Source organism: Agrobacterium salinitolerans (assembly GCF_027498475.1).
In the GTDB taxonomy this organism is placed as follows: Bacteria; Pseudomonadota; Alphaproteobacteria; order Rhizobiales; family Rhizobiaceae; genus Agrobacterium; species Agrobacterium salinitolerans.
Genome location: NZ_JAPZLN010000010.1, coordinates 1 through 16472, shown reverse-complemented (window position 1 = coordinate 16472; position 16472 = coordinate 1). Strand labels below are relative to the sequence as shown.

The window sequence follows — 16472 nt, the reverse complement described above, 5'->3', positions numbered from 1 at the left end:
GGAGTAGTGGAGGAGAGGTCGGAGCCCGATGCTGACCTCTCCTCCCGATCACGAGTTGGAAGTGTGGGCTTCTGCCTTCACAATCTCGAGGAACGACGCGTAGTCAACGAACCTGAGCTGCGGCGCTCCATTGAACAGGAGAGTGGCGTTCATCTCCCCGATCGATTTGGCCACCGTGTTCCAGATATCCCATTCGAAGCCGGGAAATTCCTCGGCCATGGTAAGAGCGCCATCGATCGCAACGCTTTCGATGAGGAGATACTCGTGCGGGCGGGTTCCGTTGCCGTCAGTCCAAGACGGGGTTTCGTTGAGGAGCGTGCTGATCTCGTTCAGCAGGGAAGCGACGTGTTCCATGTTCATGATCGTCCTCCTTAGTTCACCGACGCCGTGCCGGAGCCGGCCAGGTCATCAATTGCCTGTCCCGCATCGGCGACGATGTCCCAGAGGCTGACACCGCGGCCATAGCGCATGTGGATGACGAACTCGTCGGGCAGGGTGAGGACGAGGTGGCGGAACGACGCCAGGGTAGGGAGCTGAAGCGGGATCCCGCTGGCGCTGCCGTCGCGTGTGAGCATGTCGCAGAGCATAGTGTGGAGGCTGCGAATGGACGGGCGACGCGGATCCGCATAAGCGAGAGCGGCTGCGCGGTGCAGCTTCAACTCGTCTTCGGAAAACGTTTCGACCGACCCGTTGTTGAGCCAGATGCGTAGGCTGTTCTGGTAGATTTCCGGGATCCCGGAGAAACGCGGACGAGCGAGTTCGTTCTGCGGCATGGGGCAGCTCCTTTGCTGTGAACAAAGATCGATCTGGTTGAATTCGATCCGGTCCCTAGCCCTAATTCGAAAGGGCAGGAGGCGCAGGACCGATGCGTTTTTTTTCTTGGCGGGATGTTTTTGGGAAAGTACGTGCCGACTGGTTGGCATCTCGCCCGTTGCCCGGGTTCACCATCGCGTCGACGGCCTTGCGGGCAAGTGACGGGCTATCTGCATGCGGACTAGGCCGCTTGCAGTATCCCGATCCCTATATCGACAGGGGACCTGATATTCGGATGCACATCACGGCTCTTCTCCTGAGCGTGGCTTATGCCGACAGACAATATGATTAACGCTCATACACTGTCTGGCGTCTACCTTTTTATTTCAATCGCAGGGTGTTGACGTCGCTCGTTAGACGCCTTAGTCGCGCTGCCGCGCGCGTCGGCCAGCAATCGTCACCACGCGTCCCGATCCTGCATTGTGCCGTGCATTCGGGCGACGGATCCTTCTGGAAGGTGACAGGAGGAGCAAATGAGATTGCAGCAGATCTACATGCGAAAGCGCATGCAGCAAATCAGGCATCACCTGGCTCCGGTATTGGAGAATATGGGGATCAAAGCATACCTCGGAACGAAGGCCGGATGCTACTACGTTGAGTTCGAAACGCCGGAAGGAAGATCGCCCCTTGCACTTGCATTTCCGCCGAACCCAGACGGCGGCAGGCCGTCCTGGTCGGAGGCCTTCACGGAGTACACCGACCAGCGCTTCGAGAAGCTTGGCAAGACGGGTTGGAAGCATAGGCGGAAATGGGGCCAGATATGTCTGCCTCTGGTGCGCGAGGGCGAAGGACCGGTCGACTTGGAGGAGTTGTTTTCAGTTATTGCCCACAAGCTTCGCCATTACGGCATCACGCCCTTCGAGCGCGTCGAGAAGGAGCTGAAGAGCCAGACGCTTGCTGACATCTTCTGGGCTGTGGGCAACGATATCCCAGATCTAGCCGTCGTCAGGATTCCGATGGAGGATCATGAATTTCCCGACGAGGATTGGGCGAAATGGGATGCTCTGACGTTCATGGACCACGAGGGACGGCGGATACACATTTGCCACGCGCAGGGATATCAGAGGGGGCCCATCTATGCCGATGGAGAGAAAATCGGCGAGGTCGATGCGACGCATTCCCATTACTACAGCGCGTCCGCGAAACTTGCCTACCGCCTAGCCCGCGGACAAGTTTCCGATAAGCTGCTAATAGTGACCGACATCTGCTGAGACATCGAATCCTTCGGGTTCGCCGTCCGGAAACAGGCGATCCATATGGGTATGGTCTTCCCTGGCTTGTCTCTCCCGTTCCCACAGGACATCGCGCAGGACTTCCACCAAGTGGGTCCTGTCCATGTGGTTCGGCTCGACCTCGTTGAGGATCTCTCGTAGCATCGCTTGCTTGCGCTTTACTCTCCGCTCCTTCTCAATTGCCACAGATCCTCGAAGCAGAGGCTCAAGTTTCGTCATCACATCGGCGTTCTCGGTGCCGCCGTTTAGCCGATAATCTCCGCGACCGATCTGCTTCAAATTGACGATCGGCTTGGCAAGCAAGGCGTCCAGATCGAATGTCTCTCCTGTGAGGGCGGTGCGGATTTGCAGTCCTACCGCCTTTGCAAGGACCGGAGGCAGAGCGTCTGCTATCATGTCTATGTTGCCAGTTCCCTTTCCCGCGAACATCCAGCCGTCGGGGAATCCTTGCGCTCTCGCTGCCATTTGCTGGGTCATCTTCGGGAGGTGATAGTTGTCGTCTTCGAACGGGCAATCCTGCACCTTTGGCGGCTCGACGGCGAAACCTGACCGATCAAACCCGTCGTGGGACTCTCCCCAAGGATCGACTTTGCGTTCCTCGCGGTTTTCGGTTCCGCTCCGAGATATCGCCTTGATATACCTCGGCGGGTTGCTGGTTCTGGAGCGCCACATCCTCGCCCACTCATCATACCGATGCTGCTGCGAACCCCTGACGACGAGTTGCTTCTGATCCTCGGGGCTCTCGTACCGGACGACCAGATCGCCCAGTGCATCCCAGACATTGCGATGCACTATTTTTCGAAGGGCTGGAGGGGTGAAGGTGCCGCGCTCGCCGCAACGGATGCCGACAATCACTACCCGTTCGTCTTCGCGTGGAAGTCCAAACTCCTTCATATCGAGCCGATGGAATTCAACGACGTATCCTAACTCCGCCAGAGCCGCTTTGAACCCGGCGTAGTACATCAGATGCGAGCTGTACATCATTCCTTTCTGGCACTCGACGAGAATGGCGCGGGGCTTCATAAGGCGTGCAGCCCGCAGCAGCTCAGGCACAAGATCATCCTCCCCGCCACGCATCTCGCGTTTCGACTTCTTGGCCACCATGCAGCTGGAAATGCTTCCTGCCAGAAGATCGATTCCACGGTAGCGGGAAAAATCGGTGTCGGTGATCGATCTGACGTCCGCCTCCACGACGGGCCATGTCGGCCAGTTGGCCTTTAGCGTCTTCACGCGGGTCAGAACATTCTCGTAGATCGCGACATGCTTGAATCCCGCCGACATTAGTCCGAGCGCTTGGCCGCCGGCTCCGCCACCGATCTCGAGGACGCTCAGCGGGCGAACCCTCTTTGTCTTCGTCTGACATGAAAGACCGTGGAGAGCATCGATGATTTCCCACGAGAAGACGTCTTCATCGGCAACGTTGAAGGCGAACCCTCCCCTGTGACCGAATTCACCTGATGCAAAGCGTGCCAAAGCCTGGCGGCAGCGGATGAGCTCCAAGGACTGCGAATCCTTTGGGCTGGCACTTTCGCCCGTGGCATCATCTCCGAATAATCGGTCGAACTCGGCGAGGACCGTCGTCGCCTTCGTCTGAAGCGCCGCGTGGGCTTCAGCATATCCCGCGCGGTGCTCCTCCATTTCAAGCCCATTCTGCGGATGGCCGGGGCCGTACAAGTTTGCAAATCTTGCCGCAGCATCAAGCATCACGGCGAGCTGATCCTGTAATTCGAACACCCTCACAACGGATTGGCGTGCTGCCAAGGATTCGAGCCATAACGACTTTTCATCCATCGCGACGCGATCCGCGCCCTTGTCGATCAAATTTCGGTGGATTTCGAGCTGCTGCAGCTTTGCCTCGTCCAGCGGGGCCCCGGCCTCGAGCAGCCGGATTGCATTTGCGCGCACCTCTTCGCTCGAGGTCCGGCGCAGCAACCGAACTGCGCTCAAGGAGATGTCGGTTCGCGCGAGAGTATTGTCGCCATCGAACAGCTCTGAGGCTGCAAGGAGAAGCCGAATGTCGTCCTCAGAGGCGCCAGCCCACACAGACAGGAGAGTTGCAGCAACATCCTCAGATGTCTCTGACTCGATCCGCTGGACGGCTTTTGCCGCTTCGGTCAGTAGCGTCGAGATATTGGACAGAGTGGTCCGCAGGGCCTTGGCCTCGTCGAAAAGCCTTTGTTCGTCCAGATTTTCATCCATGCCGGTGCTCCTTTGTTAGGAGGACCCGTAAAGGTGAAATGTTATCGCTCCGGGAACGAGGACAGTAAAGATTGTGTTTACGCGACTTCGTCAGGGCTGATGGTTTTCGGGGGTACCCGAACTCAACGCGCCGGGGCTGGTGAGCATGGGCAAAGCCTTCTCATGCGGATCTGGCTCGGTTTGATCGAAATATGGCAGAGGCACGTCGAAGCCAGGATCCACGAACCATCGCGCCGTCATAGGATGGTATACGCCGGGTAGCGGGAAATGCTCGTTGATCTCGACAAAATCATCGACGTTTGCTGTAAGTATCGGCATCCGATAGACGATGGCGACAGCGGATATCATCAGATCGTGTCCGAGCCTGTTGCTTTTTTGCCCGCGCTGGACGGTCCACATGTGCCGCAAGGCGGGGACAGATGTCATTCTGGCGTACACAGTTGCCACTTCGGTCGTCATTTCCGGAAACGGAAAGGGCATAGTGATGAGCTCATCGACCCAGTCGGTGATAAGCATCGCTTTCTGTGGATCATACTTCACCTTGAGATGGGCTCCGCGCAGCAGTTCTGCTATGACCGGATAGCAGAGTGCGAGACGATGCATGCCGACGCGTAGGAGCCATGGACGCAGTCCGGGAGGAGGCTTCACGCGGCCCATAAGGCTGACGATGTCCGTATCCAGTAAAAGAATAGGGTCTGTCCGCACTTTCATATCTTTCTGTGGTCAGAAACTTTCTTCTTGAAAAACTCGAGGTGCGATCCAATTCGTATCGCTATGCTGCGCAGGCTGGTATGATGTCGTCCGAGAGAGGCCCAGATGACACGTGATTCCGATTGGCAGAGACACGAGGCCGAGGCCCGCATCCAGGAAATTCTGGACGCAGCTAAAGCGCGCGGCACTCAGAGACTGATCGACACCGACGGCAGATTTGACGTGACGTTCGTACCCGGAAAGAAGACACTGGTAGAGTTGTTCTCCCGCCCTGGTCCTATCCCCGACGATGACGATCCCAATCCCTGATCGAGATTTCTGCAGCTACGGTGAGAAACCGTAACCGGCGATGGCAAAACCAACAAGATAGGACGTGTCGAATTTCGGCTGCTTCGGGCTACCACACTGATTGACATAACTTAATCGTCGAGGCCATCAGACCCGAAATCCAGGAAAAGTCTCTGCTTCTCACGACATAAGGGCCTTGGCAGTTCCCGGCTTTTGAAACTCGCTCTCACCTCGGAGCCGATTTCTAGTTGACGTCGAGAGTCGCGTTCACTAAATGTTCCTATATGAGCAAGACGTTGACGCGCATCTTCCGAATACGCTGACGGAGGCCGGGACCGTTCCCGGTGCCGCCCAGATCGCTATTCGTCGGAGGTGAGGTCATGAAGACCGAGTCCACTCATGTCGCGGGTGATGAAGCCCGCGCTTTTGCAAAATACCGCCCGTTCTTTCCGTCTGCGACGCTCAAGTGCGTCGGTCGCCCCCTCTATCGTTCGCGGGAGGCGCGTGATTATGCCTGCTTGCTGGATCTGGATCCAAAGGTATCCGCATGGCGCTGCGTGCCGCAGCCGATCATCAATGACTCCGGCGCCCGAAACCCCCGACACCACTATGTCGATTTCGCTGTCGAGACGGAGGACGAAGCGTTGCTAGTGGATATCCGACGACCGGATGCCGGCACCGTCGGTTGGATTGCAAGGTTAGCCGAAAAACAGGGTTACCGCTATCTGGCGGTTTCCTTCTCCGAGTTCGTCGGCGCGCCCCGGCTTCAGAATGCCAAGGATCTCATTCGCTACGCTGGATATGAGGCACCGCTGGGCGACCGTATCCGAATTCTCGCAGCGTTGGAGGAAATGGGGACGTTAACGCTTGCGGAGTGCCTGTCTGTCGTTCGCGAAAGCAAGCCGATGCCGACAATCGCAACGATGATCCTCAAGAACATCCTTGAAGTCGACCTCGATGAAGCTGTGCTGGGACCGGAAACGGTCGTCAGGCGCGTGGCGAAGTAGGGGGCGAAAAATGTCAAGCAGATCTGCCGAGCGGGAACCCTCGCTCGAAGCGGCTACCTATGCCGTCGCGCTTAAAAATGCTTTGAGGTTGTGTGGGGTCTACCTCAGCGAAGGACAGATCGATCATGCCGTCGGTCTCGTACTGCCAACCGAGGCCAACATGGAAGCCTATCGGGAGGCGGCTAAATTGGTCCTGCGAGAGGCCAGCTTTTTGATCCGCTACTCAGTTGCGACAATTGAATTGGGCAGGCGGGGGGAGACATATCACGAGGACGCTGGGAAAGTCCTGGCGCAAAAATCGGCTGTTGTCGTCCTGATCGAGAAAGGAGCCAGGCTTGTACCGGAGATCGCAATCACTTTGGACCGCATTATTGACGTCGGATCCGTCAAGCCGAACCACCTGATTTCTGCCGCGAAAAATGTATGGCAGATCGATATCGCGAGCGAGGCGGCCAGCCGTCTCTGCCGGTATACTCCAAGCCTGTTGTTCGGCGCGTTGCGAAAAGGACGGCCGATCGAAATCGTCTTGGAGAAGCTTGCTGATGCATCGAAGGCTCCTGCGACCATGGCCTGGGAGCCTTTGGTGGAGGACATGGAAGGATATGGCGAGGCGCGTGATTGGGCCGCGAACCTGGTCGCTGATCTCTCTGACTGGAAAGCTGGCAAGATTGCATGGCGTGATGTGGATGCAGGGCTTCTTCTCAGCGGTCCTCCCGGGACCGGCAAAACGCTCTTCGCATCGGCGCTTGCTCGTTCCTGCGGGGCGACGTTTATCGGCACGTCGAGCGCTCAATGGCAGTCCAAGGGGCATCTCGGCGACATGCTGGGCGCAATGCGGAAGAGTTTCCGCGACGCAGCCACCGCAGCTCCGTCGGTGCTGCTCATTGATGAGTTCGACAGCATCGGCGACAGGCGGACATTCAGAGGCGATAATGCAAGTTACAGCCTTCAGGTGGTGAACGCTTTACTCGAGCTCCTTGATGGATCCACAGGCAGGGAAGGCGTGATCGTCATCGCCGCATCGAATTTACCGGACAATATCGATCCGGCATTGCGTCGACCTGGCCGCCTTGACCGCCACATCGCGATCGAGCTTCCCAATCAAGCGGCTCGCGAGCAGATGCTTGTGATGCATCTGGGCACTGCCAGCACTCCGGAGGAGCTCACCAAAGCGGCTCTGGCAACAAGTGGGTATTCCGGCGCAGACATTGCGCAGGTGGCGAAGGATGCCCGTCGCTTGGCCCGTCGCCAAGGCAGGGAAGTCCGAATGTCGGATGTGCTCGCAGTCGTGCCAGCATTTGCACCGGTTGGCGACGATGAGCTTTGGTCAGTATCTGTACATGAGGCCGGTCACGCGATCGTCGGTACCGTTCTATCTGTGGCGGAGATCGAGATGATTGTCGTAGCGAGGGAGGCGAGCCACCGAGACGCGAGTATCGGGCACGTGCAATGGCGGCGAAGTTACACACCAAATCGAAGTCGCCAGTCCTATCTGGACGAGATTGCGATGCTGCTGGGCGGAATGGCAGCCGAAGAAGTCATCCTTGGTGATGTTTTTGATGGTTCCGGCGGCGTTGCTGGATCCGATCTGCAGCGAGCTTCGGATATTGCTACGATTATGCTCGCAAGTCTGGGGCTGGAATCACTCCAATACTGTGATGTCTCGAGCTCCAAGGAACTGGAACAATTGCGGCGTGATGATCCTGTTCTACGGCGGAGGATCGAGCGGTTGTTAGAGGCGGGGCTACTGAGAGCGACGATGATCATCCAAGCTCGGAGGCAGGAGGCGGAAGAGATTGCGCGAGCCATCGTAAATCGCGGCGTGGTTCGGGGATGTGAGGTGATGCATATCGTTTCTAGGCCAAAGGGTGGATTAGGGTGATCCACGCTGGCATGTGTCGAGATCTCGTGCCTCCAAATATTCCTTCAAGTCAACAAAACTGTCGCCGCACACACGTTGTGTTGCTACTATTGATTCAATGTATGGGGGAATCATGAAGCAGACAGCTATCGACCTTTATTCCGGCTGCGGCGGCATGTCGGCAGGCGCCTGCGCGGCGATCCCTGATCTCGAAGTCAAATGGGCTCTGGACATCGACACCGATGCAACCCGAACCTTCCGCAATAGCCATCCCGATGCCCTGGTCGACTGCTGTGATGTATCGCTTGTCTCCGCTGCCGACGTGGTCGAGCGCGCCGGGATCGAACAGATCGACTGGTTCTTTGCGGGTCCGACCTGCCAGGCGGTGAGCACGATGGGCGTGTTCCATCTCGATGACCCGCGCAACGCTCTGTTCGTTCACTTCATCAGACTTCTGGACGGGTTCACCGCCGTCGGGCGCAAGCCGCGGCGCGTCATCATGGAGAATGTCCCCGGCGTGGTCTACGGGAAGAACCTCGTCATCGTGAAGGAGCTTTTCAAGCTATTCGAGGACAGGGGATACAACGTTTTCGCCGATGTCGTGAACATGGCCGACTATGGCCTGCCGCAGCTCCGCAACCGCTTCATCCTTGTTGCCACAGTTGACCCCATTCCGGCTAACTTCCCGATTCCGACACACATCCCTGACGCGTCCGGCGAGATGCCTGAATATGTCAGCGTCCACGAAGCCCTCTCAGATCTCTTCGATTCTCATACGGATACGTCTGCAGTAGCTACACTGGGAGCGGCCGAATCGCTCACTCCGTTTCAGGGCTTCGTCCGCGATGGGGCTGGCAAGGCTCCCAATCATCACTGCTACACTCTTTCCGAGATCAACAAAAAGCGAATTTCCAAGGTTCCTCAAGGGGGGTGTTGGAAGGACATTCCCCCGGAGCTTCTTCCCGATCGGTTTCGCCGGGTCCGTCTAACCGACTACGCGACGCTGTATGGACGTCTGCATGAGGCGTCTCCCGCCTATACAATTTCGGCCGGCTTCGGCAACGTCACTTCAGGGTGCTTTACACATCCGATCCATGACCGCGCGCTTACCGTACGTGAAGGTGCCCGACTACAGGGTTTCAAGGATTCGTTCGAGTTCTTTGGAGCCCGCGACGCGCAGTATCGGCAAGTCGGCAATGCCGTTCCTCCGTTATTCATGAAGCAACTTGTCAGCCATCTTCTGGCGGGAGGTGCCGAAGGTGTCCCAGCCAGGATAACGTCCGAGGTGATCGCCCGCGGACGCAAGCTTCCCCCGATGGTGAAGCGCTACATGAACAAGAAGAACGACTCCGAGCGGTCGCGCGACGGATATGGCAGTGGAACATACTGGCCAGCAGGATGGGGCGAACCGATTCCTGCCGATGCCGTGGCCGCGAACGGATACCGCTTGAGCAACACGAAGCTTCGGTATCGCAGGCGGGACGAGTGGCGCGCCTCCCGCGACAAGTTCACCGATCAGGATCTCGTCGCCGTCTACGAGGAACAGCAGCGCCGCGGCATCGGTGCCGCAGGCATGATTGCGCTGCCCCTGACCAAGGAAGGCGACGTCGACGCGATCGACCGGGCCATCGTCCAGCTTCTCGCCATCGTCGGATCGAAGCCGGGGCAGATCGAACTCGACATCCCTGTCCGCTACCTCCGCGCACGCCTGAAGCTGCTGCACGACCAGCTTTCCGAGCGGCGCGTCTCGGACCTTCCTTCACTGGCGATGCCGGAGGATGGCGCTGCTGTCCTGCTCGGAGGCGACAAGGGAACGTTCCGTCTCGCGCGGCTGACCTTTGAGGACACGGACATGTCTCCGGCATCGCTCAAGGCACCGCATCTTGTGCTCCACCCCAAGCCGCCGCACCAGCAGGGCAAGGGCAAGTCCAAGGAACTTCGCCACCGATAGGGGATAGGGTCAGGCTTCGGTTGGGGACTAAGGGGAGGCGAAGGAAGATTGAGAAACTTCGAGGCGGAATGCATCGAAAGGTATTTTCTGGCTCCGGGCAGCACCGGTCCGGTCGGCAGCGTCTACGTCGCCGATGACGATCTCCTAGACATCTTCTCCACTGATGATCCAGCGGTTGCCCGGCAGGCAATGCTGAAGTCGCTGCCGCACGCCTCGGTCCTCAGGGCGTGGTTCTCCGGAGAGTTCCAGCCGAGGGCAGGCCGCCCGCCGGAATATGTCCGCATCCTGATGTTCCTTTGCTGGATGCAGACAACCACAACCCGGATCGGCGGTGAACGTGACTTCCGCGAGCTTCTTGAAAAGCAGCTCAACGACCGCTTCCAGGACATGAACGGTCTCAACCCCATGTGGGATCACCTGCGCGACTTCCTCGCACGGGAACATGGCGTCGACCTCGTCCTGCCCGGCATCTATCCTCATCGACAGATCGGACGCACGCTGCGCATCGCGTTTCCGACATGGCGCGACCGCGACACCATGCGCAAGGTCAAGAGCGCCATTGCCGACGACTATCTGCTCGATCCGCTCACGGTCTCCAACCGGATACAGACCTCGCGGCACCTCTTCAGCGAGACAATGCAGTCGTTCGACTACAATTTCCGCAGGTTCGATCTCGCAAGAAAGCGGGGCGGGCGCGAATACATGGAGACGCCGTTCTGGCAGGCCTGGTATTCGATCGTGGCGGAACAGGCCGCGATGGAGGAAATCGAGGTCGCAGAGGGAGACTTCGGGGAGCACGAGCTTTTCCGGGTCTCGCCGCTTGGCGACCGGGTCGCGATCACCACCCCCGAAGATGCGCTCCCGCTCGTTCCCAAAGCGCTCAGGAAGCTCATTCGAAACGGCATCGTGTTCCTCGATAACGTCGGCTTCGGAAAATACCGGGCTGTAACATCGCCATCTAACATCCTGCTGATGAAGCGCTCGAAACTGTCAGAATGCGGTTCCGACGCAATCCGCTCGGTCGCCGGCCTGAACGCAGGCTGGGTCGTGGCCAACTTCCGAAACCGCGTCGAGGGCGGAGTGCAGACGGCAAGCACCCCGAGGGAGTTCGGCTGGCGCGACGGCATCAGGGTCGGCGGCGCATACCTCGGACGCACGCCGCTGGCACCATCTATCACAGGGCCCATGCCGGCGGCCATCAAGGTCGAGAAGAGTGGCAAGCCGATCGAAATGGTGCCGAACGGCGATGGCCTTTCATTTCCCGAAGGGATCCATTCGGGAGCCTTTACCGCCCGCAGCCTGCGGGAGACCCGCGAGATACTTCTTGTCCCCCGGGCCAACGAGGTCGGCGACATCCGCCGCCTTGCGTTCGACTTCTCCCGTGAGATCTCCGAGGACGAGTTCCACCGTGGCACCGCACCGTCCACCGTCACGAGCATCGAGGAATGGGGCGGCGACCGCATCGCTCCCTGTGATGCTCTGGTGACCATCGGCGAAGCCCTGTACGAGCGGACGGCGCGGGGACTGTCCTTCTCCGAGGCCATTGAGATCATTCTCCGAGGAATGCCGGGGGATGATCGTCCGTCGGAATGGGATCTGCTGCGGTCGTTTTGCGATGCCGGATGGCTGGAAGTGACGCTGCTGCGCCATTTCCCCGTCCGAAGGATATTGCAGAATCCAGTGACGTTCGAATCCGTCGGGGACGATCTCGTCAGGATCAGTGGCCCGACTCCGGTCGCCGTTATCGAGCGGCTCCATGCGGCGGCAGGCGCAGCCGGAGCCAAGGTCGAGACTTGGAACGGCCTCTCGAGGTGGGCGCTTCCCCGCCATGCGGTAAGGTGCCCCAGCGAGCGCGTTCGACTAGACTTCGTCAGGAGAATGGCTATCGCCGAAAAACCCGCCGGCAGACAGGCGTTGGCCGATGTCGGCGACCCCTCCGGAGTGCACGGATACCAGGTGATTGGCAGGCTGGACGAGGAACGCGGCTTCTTCGCTGTCCGCTACGACGGCAGCATCGCAGATGGACTGTACAGGCTCGAAAGGAAGGAATCCCGCAACCCGTTCCTCTACCGTTCGGTCGTCGCCGGGAAACCCGCGCAGAACTACGTTTCGCCTTCGGTGGCGATCCTCTCTCACCATCTGCGCGGTCGAGGGCCGCTGTTCCTTCACCACGACGGCGTCCTTCAACCTGATCGCCCCCGTGTCCTCCTGCCTTCGAGCTGGGCGCGATGGGCCTCCGACAGGGTTCTCAGCAACGCCGCACCGGGTTTTTCGGCCGGAGCTTGGCGATACCAGTACGCCGTCGGGGCCTCGTCCCTTGCCGCCATCGCCCGACTCGTCCCGGTGAAGGAGCAGGATGTCAGAAGAACCACGGAGTGGATCGACAGGTTCATCGCGTCGGCCTCCAGCCGGGGACGGGCGATCCATGACAGCAAATTGGGGACAACTCGGCTCCCGCGAAACATGTCCGGAAAGAGATAGCGCATGTCAGCATCAGGCAAGACGGTCTACAGGGTAAAGCAGGTCGTTGCACACGGTGCCGCGGTCATAGCCGAGGTCAAGGATGGAAATGACGGCAAGGTAAAGGAGACCCGCGACAGCAGGATCGTTCTCGGGGGCGCAGATTCCTTCTGGCTAATCGGTGGCGAGAAGAAGGAGCAGAAGCTTGCTCTGCACAAGGAGGACAACCCCGTCCCTGCCTTGGCAGCGGCCATTTCTCCCATGGCGACAAGTATCCGAGGAAGAAGCTCCATCTTCGATCTCCCCAAGATCATCAACGACCTCGCCGTTCCCGGAAAACGCGACATCGTCTCCTTTGCGGCAGCTACAAGGCTCAGTGTCGGCTACAGCCCTCAGGATGGCGACCCCGACGAGCGGCTCGCCGCGCTTCTCGGCGGCACGCTGCACATCCCGCTCGACGCGCCGGTCTCCGCGATCGAGGTCAGGCTCGGCCAGTGGTTGACAGCGGGTTTCGATACCCTGCCATCGGGCCGCTACGGACTGCGGCATCACTCCCTGCGCTCGGTTGCCACGGTCTCGCTGGAGAATCGGCCTGACATGATCAGGCTGGCCCATGGTCTGGTTGTCTTCGTTTCACAGCCCAAATGGTCGGATGCGCGGAACGTCGATCTCCGCTCGGAAGAGGAGATATTCCAGTCCGCGGAACGCTGGCTGTCACGGGCGACAACGGCGGTCAGGCTTCCGTCCGACGCTCGCTCCTTGCCTCCTGCAGAACTGCTTCGACTTCTGGAGGGCATGACCGTCAGCGAAGAGGAGAAGGCGGATCTCGCGGGCGTCGCAGGGATTCTGTCGATGCGCAGCGAGCTTGCCGAAATCCTGCCAGATATTCTCGGGCGCGATCCCGGCTTCAAGGACATGCTGGCTGGGTTCGAGGCGTCGGAGAAGGCTCGCCTTCAAATCGAGCTGGTGGAGCAGATACACAGGGAGACCGAGGCGGACAGCGCGCGGCTGGCCGCCCTCAGAGGCGAGATCGCCGACGCGGAGGCAAGGCTCGAAACGTTTTCCCACCGTGAAGCACTCCTCAGGTCAGAGACCGAGAAGCACGAGGAGACGCTTCGTGGCCAAATCGCGAGCGCGGCGGAATCAATTAGGAGCGAATCCTCCCGCGAAACCACCGCGATCCGCGAAGAGGTCGCCCGCCTGCGGGACGAATTGGCCCAGATCGCCGCCGAAGCCGTCGCTCCGGTCACGTCGGCTGAAGTCGTCGCCGAACAGGCCGAGGAACATTGTTCCGTGGCTCCTAAGCCGCCAATGGCTTCCGACGAGCAGAGGCAGAAGACCCTCCGCGAGATGGCTGTCGCCGCAGGACTATCTGCTTCGGAGATCGCCGCCATCATTGCGGCGAGCACCGACAGCGTTCCGGTGCTCATCGGCGCAGATGCCGCGGCTGCAGCGGTCGACATCGCCACGGCTGTTGGTTTCCACGCAGAACTGAGCCGGTTAGGCGCATAATTTCCATTGAGAATTGAGCCATGTGAACCTTCCCCCAACGCGGTGAGCGACGGGGGCAACGGAGTGATCCACATGGGACTTTTAAACATCATCCGTCGGATGAAGCTGCGCGAGAAGCAGTCGATCCGCGAGATCAGTCGGCATACCGGTTTGTCGCGTAACACGATCGCGAAGTATTTGAACGCTGGTACGATCGAGCCGACGTTCACGGTACCGGAGCGGCCGAGCAAGCTTGATCCTTTTGCCGACAAACTGGCGGCCTGGCTGAAGACTGAGGCCGGGAGGTCGCGCAAGCAGCGCCGAACGCTGAAGCAGCTTCACGCTGATCTGGTTGTTCTCGGGTTTACCGGCTCCTACGGTCGGGTCGCCGCCTTTGCCCGTGAGTGGCGAGTTGAGCAGCAGACGACTGGCCGCGGCATATTCGTTCCGCTGTCTTTCCGTGCAGGCGAAGCATTCCAATTCGATTGGAGTGAAGATTATGCCGTGATCGGCGGCGAGCGTACCAAGCTTCAGGTCGCACACATCAAGCTCTCGCACAGTCGGGCGTTTCTGGTCAGAGCCTACTTGCTGCAAACGCATGAGATGCTCTTCGACGCCCATTGGCACGGGTTCCGCGTGTTCGGCGGCGTACCTGGTCGCGGCATTTACGACAACATGAAGACGGCGGTCGACCGCGTGGGTCGCGGCAAGGAGCGGCAGGTCAACATCCGTTTCCTCGCGATGACCAACCACTACGTGTTTGCGCCCGAGTTCTGTAATCCCGCCGCGGGGTGGGAAAAGGGTCAGGTCGAGAAGAACGTCCAGGATGCCCGACCACGGCTATGGCAACAGATGCCGGACTTCCCGGATTTGGCCACGTTGAACCTCTGGCTGGAACAGCATTGCCAGGACCTGTGGCGAGAGACGGCGCATGGCACCTTGTCCGGCACGATCGCGGATGTTTGGGCTGATGAGCGGGCAGCATTGATGGCGTTGCCGACTGCATTTGACGGTTTCGTCGAGCAGAGCAAACGCGTCTCGCCGACATGCTTGATCACCTTCGAGCGTAATCGTTACAGCGTGCCAGCATCATTTGCGAACCGGCCCGTCAGCCTGCGGATTTATCCCGAGCGACTGGTCATTGCGGCCGAGGGCAATATTCTCTGCGAACATCCGCGGATCATAGAACGCAGCCACGATAAACCGCCGAGGACGATTTACGACTGGCGGCATTACCTTGCCGTCATCCAGCGCAAGCCAGGAGCCCTGCGCAATGGCGCACCCTTCCTGGAATTGCCGCTGGCCTTCAGACAGTTGCAAGATCAGATGCTTCGCCGCCCCGGCGGTGATCGTGAGATGGCCGATATCCTCGCTCTGGTGCTTCATCACGACGAACAGGTCGTCCTCAAGGCGGTGGAACTGGCCTTGGATGCGGGGGTGGCGACCAAGACGCATGTGCTGAACCTGCTGCATCGGCTGATCGACGGCAAGACAATCGATGGTCCCGACATCGATACGCCACAGGCGCTGACCTTGCTGCGTGAACCCAAGGCCAATGTCGAACGCTATGATGGCCTACGCGCCCGGATCGCAGGAGGTCGCCATGCGTCATGACCCCGCAAGTGCTGCCGTCGTCATCATGCTGCGTAGCCTGAAGATGTATGGCATGGCCCAGGCGGTCACGGACCTGATCGAGCAAGGGGCTCCAGCCTTTGATACGGCCGTGCCGATCTTGTCCCAGTTGCTGAAGGCTGAGATGGCCGAGCGCGAGGTCCGCTCCATCGCCTATCATATGAAGGCCGCTCGCTTTCCTGCGTACAAAGACATCTCCGGCTTCGACTTCGCCGCCAGCGAGATCAACGAGGCTACCGTGCGCCAACTGCACCGATGCGAGTTTATGGATGGGGCGCAGAACGTTGTCCTTATCGGTGGCCCTGGCACTGGAAAAACGCATGTCGCGACCGCTCTTGGAATCCAAGCCATCGAGCATCATCACCGAAAGGTCCGCTTCTTCTCGACCATCGAACTGGTCAATGCTCTCGAGCAGGAGAAGGCCAAGGGCAAGGCAGGCCAGATCGCCGAGACGCTGGTCCGCCTCGATCTGCTCATCCTGGACGAGCTGGGATACTTGCCGTTCAGCGCCTCAGGCGGAGCACTGCTGTTCCACCTGCTGAGCAAGCTCTACGAGCGGACCAGCGTGGTGATCACCACCAACCTCAGCTTTAGCGAATGGGCAACCGTCTTCGGCGACGCCAAGATGACGACCGCTCTCCTCGACCGTCTCACCCACCGTTGTCATATCCTGGAAACTGGAAATGACAGCTTCCGCTTCAAAGCCAGCTCGGCCGCCGCAGCCCAGAAGAAAGGAGAAAAGCCAACCCCTTGACCAAGTCCTGATCAGAAAACCATACTCAGAGGTGGCTCACTTCTCGGTGGAAAAACCGGGGGTGCGGATAAAA

The 16472-nt window shown here is 59.3% G+C and carries 13 protein-coding genes; 9 read left to right on the top strand and 4 right to left on the bottom strand.

What is annotated here, in order from left to right:
- Nucleotides 1-48 precede the first annotated feature (48 nt).
- Nucleotides 49-360 carry a hypothetical protein gene (locus O9X91_RS22905; RefSeq protein ID WP_262513069.1) on the bottom strand — a complete coding sequence of 104 codons (312 nt, stop codon included), beginning with the start codon at nucleotides 358-360 and terminating at the stop codon, nucleotides 49-51.
- A gap of 11 nt (nucleotides 361-371) precedes the next feature.
- A complete protein-coding gene (locus O9X91_RS22900; protein WP_269834406.1) occupies nucleotides 372-773 on the bottom strand; it encodes a hypothetical protein in 402 nt (133 codons plus the stop codon).
- A gap of 513 nt (nucleotides 774-1286) precedes the next feature.
- Between O9X91_RS22900 and O9X91_RS22895 the strand changes: the two genes are divergently transcribed.
- Nucleotides 1287-2024, top strand: coding sequence for a hypothetical protein (locus tag O9X91_RS22895; RefSeq protein ID WP_269834405.1), 738 nt, complete (start codon nucleotides 1287-1289; stop codon nucleotides 2022-2024).
- On the opposite strand, the gene O9X91_RS22890 is transcribed toward O9X91_RS22895, so the two are convergent.
- The gene (locus tag O9X91_RS22890; RefSeq protein WP_269834404.1) at nucleotides 2001-4244 is read right to left on the bottom strand and encodes a DNA cytosine methyltransferase; all 2244 of its coding nucleotides are present in this window, start codon (nucleotides 4242-4244) and stop codon (nucleotides 2001-2003) included. The two genes, O9X91_RS22895 and O9X91_RS22890, sit on opposite strands and share 24 nt — an antisense overlap.
- Nucleotides 4245-4334: 90 nt before the next feature.
- Nucleotides 4335-4955 carry a type II toxin-antitoxin system VapC family toxin gene (locus tag O9X91_RS22885; RefSeq protein WP_269834403.1) on the bottom strand — a complete coding sequence of 207 codons (621 nt, stop codon included), beginning with the start codon at nucleotides 4953-4955 and terminating at the stop codon, nucleotides 4335-4337.
- Nucleotides 4956-5060: 105 nt separating this feature from the next.
- On the opposite strand from O9X91_RS22885, the gene O9X91_RS22880 reads away from it, so the two are divergent.
- The 8 genes from O9X91_RS22880 to istB all read left to right on the top strand — a co-directional run bounded on the left by O9X91_RS22880 (nucleotide 5061) and on the right by istB (nucleotide 16399).
- Entirely contained in the window at nucleotides 5061-5264 is a 204-nt protein-coding gene (locus O9X91_RS22880; protein ID WP_269834402.1) for a hypothetical protein, read from the top strand.
- A gap of 359 nt (nucleotides 5265-5623) precedes the next feature.
- Nucleotides 5624-6250, top strand: coding sequence for a hypothetical protein (locus O9X91_RS22875; RefSeq protein ID WP_269834401.1), 627 nt, complete (start codon nucleotides 5624-5626; stop codon nucleotides 6248-6250).
- Between the two features lie 10 nt (nucleotides 6251-6260).
- The gene (locus tag O9X91_RS22870; RefSeq protein WP_269834400.1) at nucleotides 6261-8132 is read left to right on the top strand and encodes an AAA family ATPase; all 1872 of its coding nucleotides are present in this window, start codon (nucleotides 6261-6263) and stop codon (nucleotides 8130-8132) included.
- Nucleotides 8133-8244: 112 nt separating this feature from the next.
- On the top strand, nucleotides 8245-10062 hold the full coding sequence (locus tag O9X91_RS22865) for a DNA cytosine methyltransferase (protein WP_269834399.1): 1818 nt from the start codon (nucleotides 8245-8247) through the stop codon (nucleotides 10060-10062).
- Nucleotides 10063-10110: 48 nt separating this feature from the next.
- Nucleotides 10111-12543 carry a hypothetical protein gene (locus O9X91_RS22860; protein WP_269834398.1) on the top strand — a complete coding sequence of 811 codons (2433 nt, stop codon included), beginning with the start codon at nucleotides 10111-10113 and terminating at the stop codon, nucleotides 12541-12543.
- Between the two features lie 3 nt (nucleotides 12544-12546).
- Complete coding sequence (locus O9X91_RS22855) at nucleotides 12547-14034, top strand: hypothetical protein (RefSeq protein ID WP_269834397.1); 1488 nt, start codon at nucleotides 12547-12549, stop codon at nucleotides 14032-14034.
- A 72-nt stretch (nucleotides 14035-14106) separates the two neighbouring features.
- On the top strand, nucleotides 14107-15627 hold the full coding sequence (gene istA / locus O9X91_RS22850; RefSeq protein ID WP_269834396.1) for an IS21 family transposase: 1521 nt from the start codon (nucleotides 14107-14109) through the stop codon (nucleotides 15625-15627).
- Entirely contained in the window at nucleotides 15617-16399 is a 783-nt protein-coding gene (gene istB / locus O9X91_RS22845) for an IS21-like element helper ATPase IstB (RefSeq protein WP_269834395.1), read from the top strand. The genes istA and istB overlap by 11 nt, the downstream gene beginning before the upstream one ends.
- Nucleotides 16400-16472 lie beyond the last annotated feature (73 nt).